The organism is Winogradskyella schleiferi (assembly GCF_013394655.1).
GTDB lineage: Bacteria > Bacteroidota > Bacteroidia > Flavobacteriales > Flavobacteriaceae > Winogradskyella > Winogradskyella schleiferi.
Genome location: NZ_CP053351.1, coordinates 2,988,160 through 3,008,457 on the forward strand (window position 1 = coordinate 2,988,160; position 20,298 = coordinate 3,008,457).

Here is a 20,298-nt window from a genome sequence, read left to right on the forward strand (position 1 = left end):
TCTCGGGATACAATTTCTAAAATTTAAAACAAACTTAAACACCGTTAAATGTCGAATTTCTTAACTATTTTTTAGGTTCAAGTTTTTAGACCTTTCAGGTTTTGAAAACCTGAAAGGTCTTATCATATTAAAATTAAGCATTCCAATTAAAAAATACTCCATTGAAAATAAGTTTCTTTCTATAAAACTTCATTGAGATCATCTGCGCCTTCATCAATCGCTTCTTCTTTTACACTAATGGCTTTATAATATTTAGCTAATTCTTTCTTAATAATTGGCGATAGAATAATTACACCTATAATATTAGGCACAACCATGGCAAAAATCATGGCATCTGAAAAGTTGATTACGGCACCTAAACTAATTGACGCTCCAACAACTACGAAGAATAAAAACAATATTTTATAGGCTAAATCCGAGACTTTACCCTTTCCAAATAAATATACCCAACCTTGCATACCGTAGTAAGACCAAGAAATCATGGTTGAAAACGCAAATAAGATCACAGCAATGGTAAGAATAATTGAGAAATGTGGAATTACAGAATCAAAAGCTGTGGCTGTAATTTCTACACCTTCCTTAATCTCAACACCATATTCCATAAAACCACCATCAAAATTTGTAATTACAATAACCAAAGCGGTCATTGTACAAATCACAACGGTATCTACAAAAGGCTCTAAAAGCGCAACAATACCTTCTGAAGCCGGATATTTTGTACGAACAGCCGAATGCGCAATAGCTGCAGATCCCACGCCTGCTTCATTTGAAAATGCACCTCTTCTAATACCTTGAATCATAACTCCTATCAATCCACCTGCTATTCCCAATCCTGAAAAAGCACCTTCAAATATCAACGCAAATGCATCATCAATTAAAGTAAAATTAGCTCCAAGGATTATTAAAGACGCTAACACATATATACCAGCCATAAAAGGCACTACTTTTTCAGTTACTTTAGCAATACGCTTAATACCACCAATAATTACAACAGCTACTAGAACCGCCATTACAATACCAAAATAAAGGCCTGCATTAGAAGCAGGATCTAAATCAAATACTTTAACAAATTGTGCCGCAGCTTGATTAGCTTGAAACATATTTCCACCACCAAAAGAACCCCCAATGACAAATATGGCAAACAGTACAGCTAAAACTTTACCAAAACCACCCATGCCTTTGGATCTCAGACCCTTGGTTAGGTAATACATCGGTCCGCCGTAAACGGTTCCATCTTCTCCTACATCTCTATATTTAACACCCAATGTACATTCTGCAAATTTTGAAGCCATTCCTAAAAGTCCAGCAACTATCATCCAAAAGGTAGCTCCAGGTCCACCAATGGACAAGGCAACGGCAACACCTGCAATATTACCTAAACCTACAGTTGCGGATAAAGCAGCTGTCAAAGCTTGAAAGTGCGACACTTCTCCATCTGCACTTTCATCCCTTATGGTTTCGGGAAGATCTTCGCCTTCATTTGGTGTACTATCGCCATATAAAGTATCTGCTTGTGATTTATCTGAATCAATTAATTGTCCATCATCAGTTACCGTTACCGCATCATCGCCATATAAAGTATTTGCACCATGTTTCTCAATATCCTCATATTTACCTCTTACAACTCTAATTGCCAATCCAAAGCCTGTAACATTTATGAATTTAAAATAAATGGTAAAGAACAAAGCACCACCTATTAAAACAATCAATACCCAAGGAATACTTATATATGGTGTTTTTGCGATTAGTACAATATCATTTGTATTGTTTATCGAGGCTTGCGGAATAGCAATAGTCGCCTCATCTTTTACGTAAACATTTTGACCCGATTTAATTGTCAGGCTCTTAGCGACCTTAACACTGGGCATTTTTATTTCACTAAAATAAACCGTATCGTTTTTAATTTCTTTCTTAAATGCTTGGATATCTTCAGAAGCAGTGTTTAAAATAACTTCCTCTTCAATTTCGCCAAACGGAATTTCCCAAAAAATACCATCTACAAACCAACCTGTATAATTCTTGAAATTTCTATCGATTTTTTGAGAGGTTGTTTCTTCTGAAACCGGCTCTTGAGCTATAATCGATAAAGGTAATATAAGCGTAAAAAGGATAAGAAGATATTTCTTCATGAGTGTAGTTATTAGTTAGTTTTGGTTAATAAAGTTGACAAGATGCTAAAAAATATTGAACTTTTAAAGTTTGATGCGTTAAAATGGCTATATGAGCTAGACGATATTGTATTCTGAATTTAATTTCTGAATCTGTTCCGGTCGACCCAAAACAATAATCTTAGACCCAGGAATTAATTTTGTATCCGCTTCAGGATTCACAATGTATTCACCTTTATCATCCTTAAAACCAATCACAGTACAACCTGTTTTTTTTCTTAAATCCAAGTCTCTTATAGTTCTTTCTTCGGAAGCGTTATACAATTGTTCAACTTTTACTTCTTCAATATTAATGTTGCGTTGACCTACAATTCCTAAATTATCTATAAACTCTACCAAATCTGGAATTACAACTAAAGATGCCATATGGTCGCCACCAATTCTATCTGGAAGAATAACATTGTTGGCGCCTGCTAATTTCAACTTATCATACGACGTTTCCTCGGACGCTCGACTGATTATGGATAACTTAGGATTAATCTGTCTTGCGGATAACACAATAAACAAATTATTGGCATCGCTTGGCAAAGCGCAAATCAGCGTACTTGCCCTATCTATTCCTGCAAACAATAAGATTTCGTCTTCGCTGGCGTTACCAAAAACAAAGGAAACATCATCATCTTGAAATTTTTCAATAACCTCCTTATTGCGCTCAATGATAATAAAGGGCTTTTCGTAGGCCAATAATTTTTTTGCAGCTTGCTTACCGTTTCGTCCATAGCCACATATAATAATGTGGTTCGTCATGGCTTCTATTTTCTTTTGCATCTTACGTTGTTTTATGTCCTCAATATTATTTCTGCTTAAAATGAATTCTGTAATAATGGATATGGCATAGCCTACGATAACGACACTTGTTAAAATCAGAAAGATGGTAAAAATTTTGGATTGTGTATCCAATGGATTTACTTCTGCAAAACCAACTGTAGTAATGGTAATAACCGTCATGTAGATGGCATCGAGCCATTCGTAACCAGAAATAAACCTATAGCCTAAAAAACCAATTGCCAACAACAAAACCAGCATCAATATGGCGGTGTATATCTTTGATCTATAAAGTCTTAAAAGTGGATTATCCATGCAATACCAGTGTAATTATAAATCGAAAACCGAAGAGCGTTTAGTATAAATAATATCTTTAATTCGCATCCAAAACGCCAAGAATAAATATAATGCAAATCCAAAACCCACAGTGACGAAAGTAAGGTACATAAATGAGGTTCTCACAATTTTAGCCCTTATACCCAAACGGTCGGCAATACGTTGACAAACGTAATAGCCCCGTTTTTGAAAATATAATAATAGCGTATAGAACCAGTTCATGCTGCAATTTAATAATATTACTTAACAATCAAACTATTTCCAACAGCACATTGCAGGCATTTATTTTTATCACAGTAGTACTGCTTTAATTGCAATAAGGCCTGTGAATTTAAGGCGTTTTTTTCTATTGGTTTTAAGTCTAGAAATTTTGAGACGATACTATTGTTTTCAATTTTAAGTTCTTTGATTAGCTGAAACACCGCATCTTCAACCGATTTCCCTTGTGCTTTTGTGTAACTGAATTTTAAAGGGATTAAGGTGTTGATGATGAGTAAATCGATGAATGATTTGGTCAAGGCTTTTTTAGTTACTTTCGAACTTTTAGCAAAGGTGTAATGCGTTCTCCAAAAACCGGTAACTCCCAAATTGAAGAATTTATAAAACTCGTCTCGCGTGTTGAATTGTATCACTTTTGAAAATAAATTCTGCTCTAAACTGTATAAATTTGCAAATTGCGACAAACGAATGGTCGGGAAATTTGGTGGTCGTAATCTAAAAAATTGTAAAGGCAAAACGCTATGACTATCCAAATTGAATTTCTGTTTTAAAAACCCGTAGCGATGTTTCATATTAGTATAATACGCCTCTTCAATATGCTCCTCTGAAAGTAATCCTGATTGTCCAAAAAACAACGCTTCCAGATCTAAAACATTGTTTTGAAGCTTTCGTATAACTGAAAAATCGATTGAATTTGCCAAACTGAGAAACGCTTCTCCATTGACTTTGAGACCGAAGTTCTTTAATAGCATCTTAAACAAAACCGCCTCCCAATCGTTATTGGAATCCTCGAGTAATTGCTGAATGGTTTCAGATTTTAGCTCTAAGCGTTCGATGTACAAGCGTTCTAACCAATTATTAAGTAGAAAATCATCAACTTCAGAGAAACTCGTTTCACAATTGATCCACGTTTTTGATTGTATGAGTTTTTGATAGTTATGGATTAAGTTCTTATCGACATAGTGTTTCAATTCCAAGGTTGGAATTTCAGAATTATCTTGTCTAAATATTTCGGTATCGTGCTCCCAAACTACATGCAAAATCACATTATCGTAAGCTTTATCCGTTTCGTGATGATGAACGTACCAATCCGAAGATTTGATATGAATCTCCACATTGCCAGCCCAAAGCTGTTCTCCAATACTGAGTTGTGCATTAAAAAAATCTGGACCAGCATTATGGTTGTGCTGCCCTAAATTCGATATTACTATAATGTCTCCCTTTGTTGTCTTTAAGTTGGACGCATCAAAGGCTTTATGTTTCCAGATATAGTGAAGGAAATCTTCTTGCATGTACTAAAATAGACATTTGTTGCGAAAGAAAAAAAGCTTTTATATCCTTAGAATTCGAAAATGATAATTTTCTTATTAATCACTTCTATACTTATGCTGTGAGAAGGTTTAAATTGTCAAGGTTTAGATTAAACCATAAAACCAGAGCCACTAAGTGCTCTGGTTTTAAATTTAGATAAGTTATATCTTTTAAAATTGAAACAATATAGCCTATTTACTTCGCTTTTTCATTTAATCTGTTTTCTGCCAATTTATCTAATTTATTATCAGCATTGTATTCCTCATCTAATGTTTTCTGCAATTTAGAGGCAATATCATTATGCCCTAATTCCTTGGCATATCTTACCGCAGTTCCATATCCAGAAATTTCGTAGTGTTCTACACGTTGTGCTTCGGCAATAAGTCCAGCATCCATAACATCATTGTTATCAGCTTCATCCATAAAACCTTCGGCCTCCTTAATTAAGCCTTCCATTGCTTTACACGTTTCACCTGTTGGCTTAATATCCAATTCACTACAGATATCCTCTAAGCGTTGCTTTTGATCCTTTGTTTCTTTTAAATGATCCTCAAACGCATCTTTCAATTTAGAATTTGACGCTTTCTGCGCCATTTTTGGTAAGGCATCCACCAATTGAGATTCTGCACTATGCAAATCTTTTAGTTGATGCTCAAATAATCCTTTTAAATCTTTCATAATATATCTGTTTTTTAATTTATTAATTCAGACTAAAATTAGAATAGAACTTAGTGTTCCATTACCTCAGTTCAATGATTTTTTGACGCATAAAAATTATCGAATTGCAAAGTTTAATATCAGACAATTAAACATTAGTTTAATAATTAAATGAGACAATGTTGCATTTAAATAAGTACATCATTACCATCATTATATTTTATCTTACGACTACAAATTAAACTTAAGGTATTATGAAAATTTTAAAAAATATTATTGGCCTTTCAATTTTAGCGACCAGTGCCTCGCTTTTATACACAGCTTATAAAAAACCAACTCCAAAAAAAAGCTATACTTCTAATAATGACACAGCAGACAACAATGACAAGCGCTCAAATACAAAACGCAATACCTCTAGCGATATTCGTGATTTTGATGCCAGAACCCAAAAAATGATGAAGGAATTGGAAATGACCGAAGCACAACAAAGAAAATTTGAAGCGAGCATAAAAGCAGTTCGTGATGATTTGAATAATGGTAATTCCCAAATGACAGCAGAAGATATCAGAAAAGAAGAAGGTAAACATCTTAATGCCATACTCAATGAAGTACAATACGGAATGTATAGAGATTGGGCGCAACAGAATTAAACAGTTCAACTATATATAGAATTAATCTAAATTCTCGTTGCATTTATTTATTTTCGATGCAATTCTATTGTGCTGTAACTGTATAATGAATAGGTTTAAATGTACCACCATTGCTATCTTCTGCCGAACATGCCGTTAAGCAGACTAACAAATCCATTTGAGCTTGAAATTGCACATAGTCTCCAGCGATTGAATATGGTGGCAACACAGAAATTTTTCCTTCGGAATTAAACTGAACGTTCATAAAAATATTAAATGCGGTCGGAATATCGTCAATAGCGATGCCAAACGGCTCTAAATTTTTTGAAAGATTGTTCAGGCAGCTAGGATGTTCTTCCTTACAATTGTACATAATCTCAAAAGTTTCCTTGCTACATGGTGCCAGCAAAAAATCATTGCGTCCATTGGTATCTTCAATAATTTCTGCCATTTTTTGTGAGCGGTTGCTCCACAGAAAATTTCCTGTTGATAGTAATATGGATTCTTCAAAATCCATAGTTTTACCTGAGGATAATTTCTCTTTGTAATCATTGGCATTAAACAATACCATATCGCTAACTTGTTGTCCCATTGGATCAATAACCGTTAGCACTTCGCCTTTTTTAAGCTTAAAGGCTTTTCCTGTTTGCTTTTCTATTTTATTTACGGTTTTCATGCCCATTGGGATTTAGATTGAAACGGACATTTCCAGTCGTTACCCACTGCTCTTCCACTATATTGCTTGGCTTCAGAATCTTTTCCAAAATCTTTTAGCACCGGATTTATGGTACCTTGCAATTTTTTGTCTCGCTTTCGTATTCGTTTTTTTACTTTTTTATAGGTTCCCATGTCACGCAACCGTTCAAACTGCCAGTGTAAATTAAATACAATTGCAGTGTATGGTGTTTGTCTTGCTTTGCGAGAACTGTTGGGATGCAGCCCAACTATATAAAATGCTTTTCCGTTGAGGCTAAAACTAAAATTAGTATCCTCAGGATTTTCACTTACAGATGTGTCCCATTCCGAATCGTCTAAATAATGTAACTTTTGAAGGGTTTTCCATAAGGCTTTTTCAAAATCGATTTCAGTTTCAAAATGGTTATTCGGAAAAACAGCGATGAACGATTCAAAGGTGTTAGAATCAAAGTTGTATTGGTTAATATATGTTCTCAAATCATCCATTAAAGCGCTTAACGACGTCTCTTTGCCTATATCTTCATATATCTTTAAATGATAGTTTTCTTGTGAAAAAACGGTTTTTGCCATAATGCAAGGATGCTTTTGCTTCAAGATGAATGCTTTATATTCAGATTCTAGTTCCTTTTGAAAATCTTCGGTTATAATAGTGTCTAATGGCATCATATTAAATTCTAACTTTTAATTGATATAATCTTCTAAAAATTGAAGCGCTTCAATCCATACTTCAAAATTATAAGGACTAATTAAAATTTTCTTACTCCATTAAATTAATGATTGACGCATTTAATTTCATGAATTATATCATTTAGATTGTTTGCCTAAATCAGTTATCATTTCGAGCATAAGAATTAACAATATAATTGCCTTTCAACTAAATTTCCTAAAAACAAGAATCATGACTATTGAAGACGCTATTTGGTTAATCCTTTCCGTTTTAGGAATATTTTCAATAATTATTGTGATCACAAGAATATTTGGGCTTAGAACCTTTGCAAAAATGTCGAGTTTCGATTTTGCATCGACCATTGCCGTGGGTTCGGTATTGGCCTCCATTATTTTGAACAATGATTATTCCTTGATGAAAGGCGCCATAGCCTTGGCAACTATTATTGCTTTTCAAACGTTCTTCTCTTTTTTGGTGAGAAAGAATGACACTATAAAAAACCTATTTACCAATAAGCCACAACTGATTATGTATAACGGAAAAATATTATACAAAAAATTAAAACGCTGCAATGTTGGAGAAGATGATTTAATCGCCAAATTAAGAGAAGCCAATGTCCATAATTTCAATGACGTAAGAGCGGTAATTTTTGAAAGCACTGGTGATATTTCCGTTATTCACAATAGTGAGGATTTGAATATGGCAAAAGAAATGTTAACTGATGTAGATACTAGCGATGTTTAATTTTCTGAAAAGCAATAAAAACGCCATTTACGGAGGTCTCATTGCCACCTTATTTACAGGAGCAGGTATTTTTCTCTTGGGCAATGTAACAGGTTACGAAGCCAAACACTTATTAAAGGTTTCACTTAATGGGTTAAACATGCTTTGCAATACTATTGTATTGGCTTCCGCAACTATTCTGGCACTATTGTTAACCTTATTGAGTGTTAGTTATGGCTCGCAAGATACGCTGCGAAAAAAGCATTATAAACAAGTGCTGAGTATTGCAAAATTCGATGTAATCTTATTCATTTCAGCATTGATTTTATTTCAGTTTTTTAATATTCCAATTATTGAATCTGAAGAAGTACCAACCAATTGGTACAAAATTATTTATTGGGCCACCCTTGGTTCCACCTCTATTATCAGCGGTATGATGATTACCGTAATCTTAATGCTATACAATGCCGTTACCAATCTCATTGCTATTATCGGATTAGGCGAAGACCATCCTTTGATTTCCAAAGATGAAGTTGATGGAAAAATTGATGAAGAAAAAGAGAAATTGAAAGATGAATGAGTCGAGGAAAAAACAACAATTAATCCAATGAAAACAGGCCTAGTATGGTTTAAAAATGATTTAAGACTGCACGATAACGAAGCCCTTTGTGCTGCAATTGCAACATGCGATGAACTTGTTTTATGCTATAGTGTTGAACCCTATTTGTTTGAAACGTTGCCTCTAAATTTTAGAAAAGCAAATGCCAATCGGTTTAAGTTTTTAGAACAATCCATTACCAATCTTCAAAAAAACCTCGAAGCTATTGATGGGCATCTCATTATTGGCCATAAAGGCGCTGCTATGGATATTCCGAAGCTTGTTAAAACATTCAATATTTCAACGATTTATGCCGAACAGGAATATGTAAAGGAAGAATTGGATCTCATTCGAAATTTGAAAAATGTCCTGCCAGAAATCAACTTTCAATTATATTGGGGAAAAACGCTATATCATAAGGATGATATTCCGTTTTCAATAGCGGATCTTCCTTTAACTAGCAAAGCTTATCGCATTCCGACTTCTAAAGAAAGCACACCAAGACCAACCTTTAAGGCACCAGAAAAAATCAACGCGCATCCAGATGCATCATCTAATAACTTTCCAGATTATAAAATATTCGGATTCACAAAAGAAGCGTATGGAACTGCCAAACCTTATGTGGAAGGTGGCGAAGACAAGGCTTTGGAACGTTTAAGATACTACACTTTTGAGTCTGAATTATTAACTGGCTATCGTTGGTCTCGCAATCAATCTATAGGAATGGATTACAGTTCTAAATTCTCTCCATACTTGGCATTAGGCTGTATATCTGCACGCTTAATCTATGAAGCGGTCGAAGATTATGAAGAGAAAATATAGAAAAACCAAAGTACGTGGTGGCTGGTTTTTGAATTAGTTTGGCGTGATTATTTTACCTTCAAAGGCATGCGTATGGGCAATGCTATATTCTTCACCAAAGGTTATAAAAATAAAACCGTTGATTTTGAAAATGACACCGAAAAATTTGAACGTTGGCAGAGCGGTAAAACCGGAATTCCCTTTATCGATGCTCATATGCGCCAACTTAACCAAACTGGTTATATGAGTAATCGTGGTCGAGTGAATTGCGCTAGTTATTTTGTGAGGGATTTAAATATTGACTGGACTTAGGGAGCCGCATATTTTGAAAGTAGATTAATAGATTACGACGTTAGCTCCAATTGGATGAACTGGCACATGCAGGCTTTTGAAATTTACTATACCAATCCCGTACACCAAAGTTTAAAGTACAAAGCCAATGATTTTATAGCCAAATGGATTACCGAATTAAAGCGCGTTGAAGACAATAGAATTCATGCGCCTTGGTTGTTTCCTGAGCTATTGGCTGAGACCAATTATCCAGAGCCTATCGAAGTTTACAAAAAATGGAATCGATCCATCAATAGAATTAAAGATTCTCTTTCGTCAAAAAATTAATCTTCATTTTGCGTATAAACGATATAAAGCATTATACTATTAAAAATGAAAGATATACCATTTGTGATGATGATGGGCCAATCATTTTTTAAGATGCCGTAAACCGTCCAAAGACCAACGCCCAAACATAAAATCACGAACATATAAGGACTTACATCCTTAACTTTTTTAGTTGTTATCGCTTTATATATTTGAGGTAATACTGCTATGGTTGTAAAGACTCCAGCTGCAATTCCTATGATTCCTTCGAGATCCATAATTAATCCTCAATTTTTTCCGTACTTCGTTTTACTGAAATGCCGTGCACTAAAATAGACACTAATATTACCAGAGCAACGATAGAATATATTATGTTCAGGTTTTCAAAATTTCCGTGTTTTATGGCAAAAGTAAGATAGAAGACTGACCCAATACCCCTAATTCCAAAAAACGAAATGGCCAACTTTTTTTTCTGGTTTAAATTGGTTCCATATAATGCCACATAACCCAAAACCGGTCGTAATATAAGTACCAATAGCACTCCAAAAATAATTGTATAAAGTGTATTAAAGTTTAGAATACCAGCTATCACAGAGCCTCCAAAGAATATCATCCAAAAAATAATAAGGAATTTTTCGACATTGGTAATAAAATGAAGATTTGGATCACTTAAATGTTGTTTTCCATCGGTATGTTGATGATAATTTGCAAACAAACCAGCAAAGAACACACTCATAAATCCATAGGATTTTAATAATTCTGCAATACCATAAGCTAATAATGTCAACGAAATTGCCACAAAAGCTTGATGGATTTTACGCTCCAACTGCTCTGAAAGTTTTTGTGTTAAAAAACTATAGGCATAACCTATAGCAATACCTACTAAAACACCAACGACCACCTTATAAACCACATAAAAACTTAACCATTCTTTCCATTGTTCAGCTTGTAAAGTTCCATTTTTTGACCATAAAATTGCCAGAAACACGAAGGGAAAAGCTAAGCCATCGTTAAGACCTGCTTCAGCCGTGAGGTTATACTGCACACCAACATTTTTATCAGATGGTGATTGTTTTTCATTTAATTGAATTTCTGACGCCAATGCAGGATCGGTCGGAGCCAAAACTGCCGCCAATAATAAAGCCACATGTCCTTCCAGTCCCAAAATATAATATGAAATCAAAAAAACTGCCACTATAAATAATGGCATCGTTATCCCAATAAGTCGCAACGGATTTTGCCATTCTTTCCAAGAATAATTAAGTCCAATTTTGAGTCCTGCCACCATAAGACTAATAATTACCACTAATTCTGAAAATCGAAGCGCAAGATCAACAGGCCATACAGGATCTGGCCATGGCAAAGGCGTGTTGAGATAATAAAGAATACCACCAAAAAGGAGTAATGGAATGGTAAAGCTTATTTTGAATCGTTTTAATAAAATAGGTAAGAAACTAGCAAAAAGCGATGTGATACCTATAATTACTAAAATGACGAAATACGAATTCATTGTTTCAAAGCTGTATGCCAATATTATGATTTTATAATGTCCTTAAATTCCACTAATTAATTGGACTGAATTAACACATATCCAATATTTTCTAACTGAATTAAAAAAGACTCCAATACTTATTAAATTGCTTAATTTAAAGATAACCCAAATAAGGTATGCTAAACTTTAAGAATTCATGACTTATTTTTTAAGCACGTGATAAAAATTATTTGACTCAACAAAGAATTAAAGTCACAATACTATAAGCAATTAAAATAATCTCAATAGTCCAATCTTACTACATTCAATCTACTGGCAAATACAATGAAAATTGAGCGCCTTTGTTCGGTTTTGCTTTTGCGGTAACTGCGCCATTATGGTTTTCAGCTATTTTTTTCACTATAGCAAGGCCAATACCTGTGCCTTGATATTCTAGTTTACCATGAAGTCTTTTAAAGAGTTCAAAAATTTGTTGTGCGTGTTCGGGCTGGAAGCCAATTCCGTTATCCTGAAAAGATATTTTGCAATACGTCTTGTTATTTTCCAAAATTTTAATTCCCGTTGTTTTGCCAATCACTTTTTCTGTTGTTATTTGAATTTTTGGACTTTTATCTGGTTGTGCAAACTTTATGGAATTTTCAATTAGATTTTGGAATACTTGTCTTATTTGAAACGGAACAACCCTAGCCGTGCAAAGGTCATCATAAGTTATGGACGTATTTGATGATTCGATTTTAGAATTCAAATTCTCAATCACTTGAATCAATAAATCCTGTAAATTGGTTGATTTAGTTTCTACACTTGTATCATTGCTTCTAGAATATTCCAATAAGTCTTCTATCAACGTACGCATGCGATGCGCAGATTGTAAGATTTTATCAATGTCCTGTTTACCTTTTTCTGAAAAGTTTTTGGCTTCCCGTTCCGCTAGCATATTGGTGAACATTTGTATTTTCCTAAGTGGCTCTTGCAAATCATGACTAGAGACATAGGCAAAAGCTTCGAGCTCATCATTGGTTTTTTGAAGGCTAACTAATGAACGTTGCAATTTTTTATTAGCCGTATTTAGCTGTTGGGTGCGTTGCTGAACTTGCTGTTCTAGGTTTTTGGAAAATTTTTCTAATTTTTTACGGGCTAAAACGCGTTCGGTAGCATCTGTTGTCGTAATCATTATCCCTGAAACTAAACCATCTAACTCAGTTAATGGTTGATACTCATAATCTACGTAAAACTCTTTTTCTCCATCATCACTTTTGACTACAGCATAAGATTCATTCTCCGATACTCCAACTCCAGTACGGACAATATCTTTTAAAATTTGGGGATATTTTGAATTTACTAGATTCGGAAATATCTCCAATAAATCTTTTCCTATAACATCTTTTCTCTTTTTACGCCAAAAGGTGTTGAGCAAACTGTCATTTGCCATTTCTATAGTTAAATTCTCACCTCTGAGAATACCCATGGCAATTGGCGACTGTTCCACAAAATTCTTAAAATGTTTCTGCGATTCTTGAAGTTCATATCTCGCCCTAACCATGTAGGAAACTTCAAATCCTATAATCACTATTTCTACGACTTTATCATTTTTTATTATGGGTTGAAATGTATAATTAAAGTATTCCTTTCGTGTAATCCCATTACGTGTCAATAAAAAAGGATATTCGTAACCGTGTTGTGCCCGCTTAGTTTTTATAACAGTTTCAAAAATGGGAAGAATTCCATCCTTAATTTCTGTAAGTACTTCAAAAAGGGGTTTTTGAATAGTTTCTTTATACGATTTTTGCCATATTTCCAACACCGCATCATTAGCCATTTTAACAATAAAATTGTTGACATCTAAAATGGCCATGGCGATTGGCGCATTTTTAACTAAATTTCTGAAATGTTCTTCACTTTCCTTTAACTCATTAACAGCTTTTTCGCGCTTAGTAATATCTTGTAAAATACCGTTAAATCTATAGGCTATTTTATCTTCATTAAACCATGCACGACCTAAGGCTCGGACTGTGCGTGCTTGTTGCGTTTTATTATTTTTAATTTTATAGGTGATATCATATTTACCGCCAGATTTATAATCTCCTATGGATTTTTCGATTTGCGCAATCACTCTATCCTTATCGGATTCAATTATAGCAGCAAGGGCATCTTCTAATAAAAGTTCATTTTTAAAAGGCAGTCCATACCAATTTTTTAAACGTTTATTACCTTTAAGTTTATTGGTTAATGGATTATAATCCCAAGTAGCTAAATTAGCCGCGTTTATAGCAAATTCCAATTCGTCATTGCTTTCTTCAAGTTTTGCGAGGTTTACGAAGCTGTTCGTTGTCTCCGTACAGGTAACAAACACACCTTCTATATTGCCTGATTCATTTTTTACGCAACTATAACTGTAAGTCCAGTAAATATTCTCTATTTGACCATTCCTGTAGAAAGGCACAAGTTGATTCTCGTGCCATGTGGCAGGTCCTCCTGCTAGAATTGAATAAATCTGTGGACCGATTATATCCCAAATTTCTGACCAATAAATTTCTGCTTTCTGACCTAGAATTTCTGGGTGTTTTCCTTCGTTTCCCAAACTCGGTCTGTAGGCGTCATTGTAAAAACAAATATGATCAGGTCCCCAAAAGAGAAACATGGGAAATTTTGAATTGAGCATTATACTCAACGTTGTCTTAAGACTTGATGGCCAATTTTGAATTACGCCAACAGGGCTTTTGGACCAATCCTTGGCGCGCATAATTTCGCCCATTTCTCCTCCATCATTTAAAAAGTATAAGCTCTTAGTATTACTTTTCATTTGTGATGAAGAAATTGTTGTCGTTTTTATTTTCTAATGCGACCTGAGGTAATAGGTTTAATGCTTTTTCAATAAGTTGTTTAAGTTCGTTAAAACTTATAGGTTTCCGAATGTAAAAATCAGCACCTGCATTTTGTAATTTAATGGCTGTTTCCGGAATATAAGACGTGGAGTACATAAAAACCACAATACCGTCATAATTGGTATTAGACCTAAGTTGCTTTAAACATTTGTACCCATCTACAATTGGCATATTAATATCTAGGAATATGGCATCTGGCAAAGAAGCGCAAGCCTCTAAATAATTTAAAGCTTCGTGCCCATTCTTAAGGCTAACAAAATGAATACCTCTATCAATTTCTTTAATAGCCTCTTGGAAGAACATTCTATCGTCTTCATCGTCATCTACTAATAACAGATTGGGATTCAAAATACAGCTGTGATTAAATTCGTTATAAAAGTAATAATAAATTTTAGTATTTCAATATTGAAATTTAGATCGTTTGAATTTACCAGAATAGATTAGACTATTATTTAAGTAAACGTTTGGGTCAGATTTAATTGTGAGATCACATAAATTTTACCACGTTCTCGAAATAAAAAAACCCTGAATACTATTCAGGATTTTGCTTTTCTATGTAAAATGATTTTTGCTGTATCAAGAATATGTTACTCAATATAACCCTTCTCACGCATCCAATCATCGTTAAACATTTTGCCCACATAACGGCTGCCATGATCGTGAAATAAAACCACAACGACATCCTCTGGTTTAAAATGTTCTTTTAATTGCAATACACCTTTTATGGCTGCTCCTGCAGAATTCCCCAAGAACATACCTTCTTCCTTTGCCAATTTTTGGGTATAAACCGCAGCATCTTTATCGGTAACTTTGGTAAAACCATCTATGATTTCAAAATTAACGTTTTCTGGTAGAATGTCTTCACCAATACCTTCGGTTACATAAGGATAGATTTCATTTTCATCGAACACTCCCGTTTCGTGATATTTCTTAAATACAGAACCATAAGTATCAACTCCCCAAACCTTAATATTCGGGTTTTGTTCCTTTAGGTATTTTCCAACACCAGAAATAGTACCACCTGTACCCACACCAACCACAAAATGCGTGATTTTGCCATCGGTTTGTTTCCAGATTTCCGGCCCTGTACTTTGATAATGGGCTTTGGTGTTACTCAGGTTATCATATTGGTTAACATACCAAGAGTTCGGGGTTTCCTCCCCTAACCGTTTTGAAACGGAATAATAACTGCGAGGATCGGTTGGCTCCACATCGGTTGGGCAAACTACTACCTCAGCACCTACTGCTCTAAGAATATCCATTTTTTCTTTGGACTGTTTATCACTAATCACAAAAATACATTTGTAGCCTTTTACAATGGCTGCCAGTGCCAATCCCATTCCCGTGTTTCCTGAGGTACCTTCAATAATAGTGCCTCCAGGTTTTAGACGACCATCAGCTTCTGCATCCTCAATCATCTGCACAGCCATTCGATCCTTAACGGAATTTCCTGGGTTAAAAGTTTCGTATTTTGAGAGTACTAAACAAGGTAAGTCTTCCACTAGTTTATTCATTTTAACCAATGGTGTATTTCCTATTGTACCTAATATATTTTCTGCGTAATCCATAGTTGTTTTTTCGAAAGTGCAAAGTTACGTTAAATGTTATGTAATGGAAAACACAATTTTCAAATACAAAAAACTAAATTCCAAAGTTGTTCTGTTACACGAAGGGAGACCAAGGCGACACTAAGATTCATGAGATTACCTTAAACTATAAACTCAATCTTTCAAATTAATCTATATCGCGATTGCGAACTGAAGACTGCGGACTGCTTACTTTTTTAGTCGAACCGAATCGCCTTTACGGGCGAAATCTTAGAAATTATTACGGAAGGAATCAACAGCATTAACAAACAAGCTACAAACGTTCCGATATTAAGTATGATGATATAATCCCAACTGATGTAAACTGGTGCATTACTTACATAATAAGTGTCTGGATTTAGCGGAAATAGTTTAAAATACTTCTGTGCGAACAACAAGCCTAAACCAATAATATTTCCCCAAAGCAACCCTAAACCAATGAGGTAGGAAGCGTTGTATAGAAATACTTTTCTGATGGTCCAATTTGAGCTACCAAGCGCTTTTAAAATACCGATCATTTGGGTACGTTCCAGGATTAAAACCAACAATGCCGTAATCATATTAATCCCAGCAACGATAATCATAATGGCAATAATGCCATAAGTATTGTTGTCAAAAATCTTAATCCACTCGAAAATAGTATAGTATTTTCGCGTAATTGAAGTGGCATTCATTAAGGATGGAATAGCCTTATAAACTTCAACTGTTTTTTCTTCAATTTGGGAAAAATCATCAATAAAAACTTCAAAGTTGCCGATTTGGTCAGATTCCCATTTATTCAGACGTTGAATATGCCTTAGATCTGCAATCACAAATTTTTCGTCGAGTTCTTGAAAACCCGAATTATAAATACCAACCACTTCAAAATTCATGATTCTAGGCAAACGATCGATTTGATCCGTAAATAAAGTTTGGAATTTATCGCCAATTTTGAAGCCTAAGCGATTAGCGAGGTATTCTGAAATTAAGACTTCTTCATTGCGCTCTTTTGTATAATCTGGCAATCGACCTTCAATTAAAAACTCTTTAAAATAATCCCAATTATAATCCGCACCCACGCCTTTTACAACGACACCTTCAAAATCGGTTTCGGTTCTTATTACGGCAAATTTTGTGGCAACGGCTTGTATGTGTTTTATACCTTCAACCGTATTAAAATTTGGATAAAACTCTTGATTGATTGAAATGGGCACCTGAGATTCGTCCGAGGCATTGGTATCGTAATTAGTGATTTCTATATGACCGTTAAATGCTACAACCTTGTCTCTAATTTTCTGTTGTAAGCCCAAACCTGTGGCAATTGCAATCAACATTACAATGATACCAATAGCAATTGCTGCGATACCAATTTTAATTATTGGTGCCGAAACACTACTTTTATACGTTTTATTGCCAATTATACGTTTAGCTATAAATAACTCGAAATTCAAACCTACTCTATGCTTTTAAAGGTTGTCAAAAATACAGTTTTATTCTCGATAATTCTTACCATATCTGCTCTTACATTTTCTTGTGGCCATCGAGTGAAGTCTGAAACTGAGAAGTTAGAAGCGCGAAGCTCGAAGCTCGAAGAGACCACTTCGAATCCGCTCAGTGACAATGTAACCGATGATAAATCCATAATTATTGGTGCCAATAGAACGGCAGCATATCTTCCTTTATTACAAGGAAAGAATGTTGGCGTAGTGGCCAATCAGACTTCTGTAATATTTAGGGACAAAACACGAAAAGCTAGTTTCCTGAACTACAGTCACCTCATTGATTCTTTACTTTCACTAAAAGTCAATGTCAAAAAAGTTTTCGCACCAGAACATGGTTTTAGAGGCACGGCAGATGCTGGTGAATTGGTAAAAGATGGCAAAGACACCAAAACGGGTCTACATATTTACTCTCTCCATGGCAAGCATAAAAAACCAACAGCGTCGCAGCTTGAAAATATAGATATTATGCTTTTTGATATTCAAGATGTGGGTGTTCGGTTTTACACTTATATCTCAACATTGCACTACGTTATGGAAGCTTGCGCCGAGCAAAATATTCCACTCCTAATTTTAGACCGACCAAATCCCAATGGCAATTATGTTGATGGTCCTGTTTTAGAAACAAAACACAGTAGCTTTTTAGGCATGCACCCTATTCCATTAGTTCACGGCATGACTTTAGGTGAATACGCAAAAATGATTAATGGTGAGGCTTGGCTGTATAAGGGCTTAACTTGTGATATTACAATTATAGAGATGGCGAATTATAATCACGAGTCTTTTTATAGCTTACCCATTAGACCTTCTCCAAACCTTCCGAATGACCAATCGATAATACTTTATCCAAGTTTAGGCTTATTTGAAGGCACCAATATCAATGCTGGTAGAGGTACTGAATTTCAGTTTCAGCGTTATGGTGCTCCGTTTTTAGATAAGAATTATTATGCGTTTAGTTATACGCCTGTTGCCAATTTCGGGTCTAAATATCCCAAACATGAAAATGAACTTTGCTATGGCGCTGATTTATCTAATGTGAAGGCAGAAAGACATTTCACCTTGAAATATATTATGGATGCTTACAACCACGCTACTGATAAAACTAAAGTATTCAACACGTCCAACTTCACAACCCATGCAGGAACGGCTGCTTTGCAGAAACAGATTGAAGCTGGATTATCCGAAACCGAAATTAAAGCGACTTGGCAAGCTGATTTAGAAGCTTATAAAAGCATGCGAAGTAAGTATTTGATATACCAAACTAATTAATTAGCAGTAAACACAACCTTGGTAGGTTCTACGGCACTAATAGCTTCCGGCTCTTTTTTAGGAATGTCCCTTAAAATTTTTATAACAAATACAATTTTCATTGGCGATTGTCTCGCCACAATTACATGTTTTCCTTTAGATAATGTATTCAACGGCAACTTATATGCGGTTGAATCAATTTCAAAATCAAGCTCTCGTGTGTAGTTTTTGTTTATGGTGTAGAGTGAATTAATAATTTTATCACTTTTAAGAATCAGCGTGTCTTTTGTGGTATTTAATTGATGAATCAAACCTTTGGCTTGGACGTTTCTGTTTTTTTCGAGTTTAGCAAAAGGTTGTTCTTGCGCTTGAAGCGTAAAACCTAATAAAAAAAGGAGAATTATGACGAGACAGATACGGATTAAATTTTTCAAAACAGTAAACACTTTAAGTTACACAAGGCGTGATTTAAAGCAACAAAATTTAATTAATCCCAAATAAACATAAGTGGTTTGAACGAAATAATTGACAAATCATCCACAAACTACATAAATATTAGAACAAACGCTTGTTTTGTTAATAAGTCTGTTAAAAACTTTATTGTTTTAGAATTTCAACGAGCTTATCCGGATAATCCGTAATAATACCATCAACATTCCATGCTATCATTTGCTTCATGTCCTTTTCATCGTTAATGGTCCAAGGAATAATCTGATAACCTTTCGACTGATAGTCCTTAACCGATTCTGACGTTAACAATTTAAAATAAGGACTTATAATCTCTGGCTGATAGGACAGTTCATCAAGTTTTTGTTCAATCGTTTCATTGTCTTCCACTAGCAAAGCCACTTTCATCTTTGGCGATTGCTTATTAATTTCTTCAAGAATGGCCAAATCAAAAGATTGAAGATTTACACGATTAAGCATACCATTCTTTTTAATTTCATCCAATACCAAGGCTACATAAGCTTTGGGTTCTGGCGTAAAAATGCGATAATAGTTAGGTTCAGATTTAATTTCAATATTAAATTTAACATCTGAATGCTTCACTTTTACCAAATCAAAAACTTCAGATAATAACGGTTTATAAGTTTTTAATTTTTCCTGATTAGGATAGGTTGGATGAAATTTTGAACCACAGTCAAACTGCTTAATTTCATCATAATCCATTTGGTACAAATTGTAATGTGCTTCTAATGAATCTGGAATACTTTCGCCCTTTAAATCATAGCAAATTAAAGGGTTCATAAAGGGTTCATGAGAAATCACCACCTTTTTATCTTTTGAAATCACGATATCCAACTCGAGTGTCTTCACCCCTAAATCGATGGCTTTTTCAAAAGCTGGCAAAGAATTTTCTGGAAACAAACCTCTGCATCCTCTATGACCTTGAATATCGATGCGTTCTTGTTCTGGATTGCAGCTCATACCTAAAAGAGTTAAAA

20 protein-coding genes and 1 pseudogene are annotated in these 20,298 nt (G+C 34.6%); 6 read left to right on the forward strand and 15 right to left on the reverse strand.

What is annotated here, in order from left to right; translation table 11 throughout:
- Positions 1 to 179: 179 nt before the first annotated feature.
- The 5 genes from HM990_RS12950 to HM990_RS12970 all read right to left on the reverse strand — a co-directional run bounded on the left by HM990_RS12950 (position 180) and on the right by HM990_RS12970 (position 5,477).
- Positions 180 to 2,129, reverse strand: a complete 1,950-nt coding sequence (locus HM990_RS12950) for an alanine/glycine:cation symporter family protein (RefSeq protein WP_178989345.1) — start codon at positions 2,127 to 2,129, stop codon at positions 180 to 182.
- A gap of 96 nt (positions 2,130 to 2,225) precedes the next feature.
- The gene (locus HM990_RS12955; RefSeq protein ID WP_178989346.1) at positions 2,226 to 3,248 is read right to left on the reverse strand and encodes a potassium channel family protein; all 1,023 of its coding nucleotides are present in this window, start codon (positions 3,246 to 3,248) and stop codon (positions 2,226 to 2,228) included.
- 15 nt (positions 3,249 to 3,263) lie between these two features.
- Complete coding sequence (locus tag HM990_RS12960) at positions 3,264 to 3,491, reverse strand: PspC domain-containing protein (RefSeq protein ID WP_178989347.1); 228 nt, start codon at positions 3,489 to 3,491, stop codon at positions 3,264 to 3,266.
- 17 nt (positions 3,492 to 3,508) lie between these two features.
- Positions 3,509 to 4,780, reverse strand: a complete 1,272-nt coding sequence (locus tag HM990_RS12965) for a DUF2851 family protein (RefSeq protein WP_178989348.1) — start codon at positions 4,778 to 4,780, stop codon at positions 3,509 to 3,511.
- 214 nt (positions 4,781 to 4,994) lie between these two features.
- A complete protein-coding gene (locus HM990_RS12970; RefSeq protein ID WP_178989349.1) occupies positions 4,995 to 5,477 on the reverse strand; it encodes a YciE/YciF ferroxidase family protein in 483 nt (160 codons plus the stop codon).
- A gap of 233 nt (positions 5,478 to 5,710) precedes the next feature.
- Between HM990_RS12970 and HM990_RS12975 the strand changes: the two genes are divergently transcribed.
- A complete protein-coding gene (locus HM990_RS12975; RefSeq protein ID WP_178989350.1) occupies positions 5,711 to 6,106 on the forward strand; it encodes a hypothetical protein in 396 nt (131 codons plus the stop codon).
- 64 nt (positions 6,107 to 6,170) lie between these two features.
- Here HM990_RS12975 and HM990_RS12980 read toward each other — a convergent pair whose 3' ends face one another.
- Both HM990_RS12980 and gntA read right to left on the reverse strand, forming a co-directional pair.
- Complete coding sequence (locus tag HM990_RS12980) at positions 6,171 to 6,761, reverse strand: DUF1989 domain-containing protein (RefSeq protein ID WP_178989351.1); 591 nt, start codon at positions 6,759 to 6,761, stop codon at positions 6,171 to 6,173.
- Positions 6,758 to 7,447, reverse strand: coding sequence for a guanitoxin biosynthesis heme-dependent pre-guanitoxin N-hydroxylase GntA (gene gntA, locus HM990_RS12985; RefSeq protein ID WP_229719267.1), 690 nt, complete (start codon positions 7,445 to 7,447; stop codon positions 6,758 to 6,760). Before gntA ends, HM990_RS12980 begins: the two co-directional genes overlap by 4 nt.
- Positions 7,448 to 7,679: 232 nt before the next feature.
- Between gntA and HM990_RS12990 the strand changes: the two genes are divergently transcribed.
- The 4 genes and pseudogenes from HM990_RS12990 to HM990_RS19895 all read left to right on the forward strand — a co-directional run bounded on the left by HM990_RS12990 (position 7,680) and on the right by HM990_RS19895 (position 10,188).
- Positions 7,680 to 8,192 carry a DUF421 domain-containing protein gene (locus HM990_RS12990; protein WP_178989352.1) on the forward strand — a complete coding sequence of 171 codons (513 nt, stop codon included), beginning with the start codon at positions 7,680 to 7,682 and terminating at the stop codon, positions 8,190 to 8,192.
- Positions 8,185 to 8,751 carry a hypothetical protein gene (locus tag HM990_RS12995; RefSeq protein WP_178989353.1) on the forward strand — a complete coding sequence of 189 codons (567 nt, stop codon included), beginning with the start codon at positions 8,185 to 8,187 and terminating at the stop codon, positions 8,749 to 8,751. The genes HM990_RS12990 and HM990_RS12995 overlap by 8 nt, the downstream gene beginning before the upstream one ends.
- 27 nt (positions 8,752 to 8,778) lie before the next feature.
- Positions 8,779 to 9,591 carry a deoxyribodipyrimidine photo-lyase gene (locus HM990_RS19890; RefSeq protein WP_229719268.1) on the forward strand — a complete coding sequence of 271 codons (813 nt, stop codon included), beginning with the start codon at positions 8,779 to 8,781 and terminating at the stop codon, positions 9,589 to 9,591.
- 72 nt (positions 9,592 to 9,663) lie between these two features.
- Positions 9,664 to 10,188, forward strand: a pseudogene (locus HM990_RS19895) (FAD-binding domain-containing protein).
- Here the strand turns inward: HM990_RS19895 and HM990_RS13005 are convergent.
- From HM990_RS13005 to HM990_RS13030, 6 genes are all read right to left on the reverse strand, one after another.
- The gene (locus HM990_RS13005) at positions 10,185 to 10,445 is read right to left on the reverse strand and encodes a SemiSWEET family sugar transporter (protein WP_178989354.1); all 261 of its coding nucleotides are present in this window, start codon (positions 10,443 to 10,445) and stop codon (positions 10,185 to 10,187) included. The pseudogene HM990_RS19895 and the gene HM990_RS13005 sit on opposite strands and share 4 nt — an antisense overlap.
- A 2-nt stretch (positions 10,446 to 10,447) precedes the next feature.
- Positions 10,448 to 11,677 (reverse strand): cation:proton antiporter, encoded by a 1,230-nt coding sequence (locus tag HM990_RS13010; protein WP_178989355.1) that lies wholly within the window; start codon positions 11,675 to 11,677, stop codon positions 10,448 to 10,450.
- A gap of 286 nt (positions 11,678 to 11,963) precedes the next feature.
- Positions 11,964 to 14,459, reverse strand: a complete 2,496-nt coding sequence (locus HM990_RS13015; protein WP_178989356.1) for a PAS domain-containing sensor histidine kinase — start codon at positions 14,457 to 14,459, stop codon at positions 11,964 to 11,966.
- A complete protein-coding gene (locus HM990_RS13020) occupies positions 14,449 to 14,889 on the reverse strand; it encodes a response regulator (protein WP_178989357.1) in 441 nt (146 codons plus the stop codon). The genes HM990_RS13015 and HM990_RS13020 overlap by 11 nt, the downstream gene beginning before the upstream one ends.
- Before the next feature lie 239 nt (positions 14,890 to 15,128).
- Complete coding sequence (locus HM990_RS13025) at positions 15,129 to 16,109, reverse strand: PLP-dependent cysteine synthase family protein (protein WP_178989358.1); 981 nt, start codon at positions 16,107 to 16,109, stop codon at positions 15,129 to 15,131.
- Between the two features lie 215 nt (positions 16,110 to 16,324).
- A complete protein-coding gene (locus HM990_RS13030) occupies positions 16,325 to 17,557 on the reverse strand; it encodes an ABC transporter permease (RefSeq protein ID WP_178989359.1) in 1,233 nt (410 codons plus the stop codon).
- A 9-nt stretch (positions 17,558 to 17,566) separates the two neighbouring features.
- On the opposite strand from HM990_RS13030, the gene HM990_RS13035 reads away from it, so the two are divergent.
- Positions 17,567 to 18,874 (forward strand): exo-beta-N-acetylmuramidase NamZ family protein, encoded by a 1,308-nt coding sequence (locus HM990_RS13035; protein WP_178989360.1) that lies wholly within the window; start codon positions 17,567 to 17,569, stop codon positions 18,872 to 18,874.
- Here the strand turns inward: HM990_RS13035 and HM990_RS13040 are convergent.
- Both HM990_RS13040 and HM990_RS13045 read right to left on the reverse strand, forming a co-directional pair.
- Positions 18,871 to 19,287 (reverse strand): hypothetical protein, encoded by a 417-nt coding sequence (locus tag HM990_RS13040; protein WP_178989361.1) that lies wholly within the window; start codon positions 19,285 to 19,287, stop codon positions 18,871 to 18,873. The genes HM990_RS13035 and HM990_RS13040 overlap by 4 nt on opposite strands.
- Before the next feature lie 163 nt (positions 19,288 to 19,450).
- On the reverse strand, positions 19,451 to 20,281 hold the full coding sequence (locus HM990_RS13045) for a glycerophosphodiester phosphodiesterase (RefSeq protein WP_178989362.1): 831 nt from the start codon (positions 20,279 to 20,281) through the stop codon (positions 19,451 to 19,453).
- Between the last annotated feature and the right edge of the window lie 17 nt (positions 20,282 to 20,298).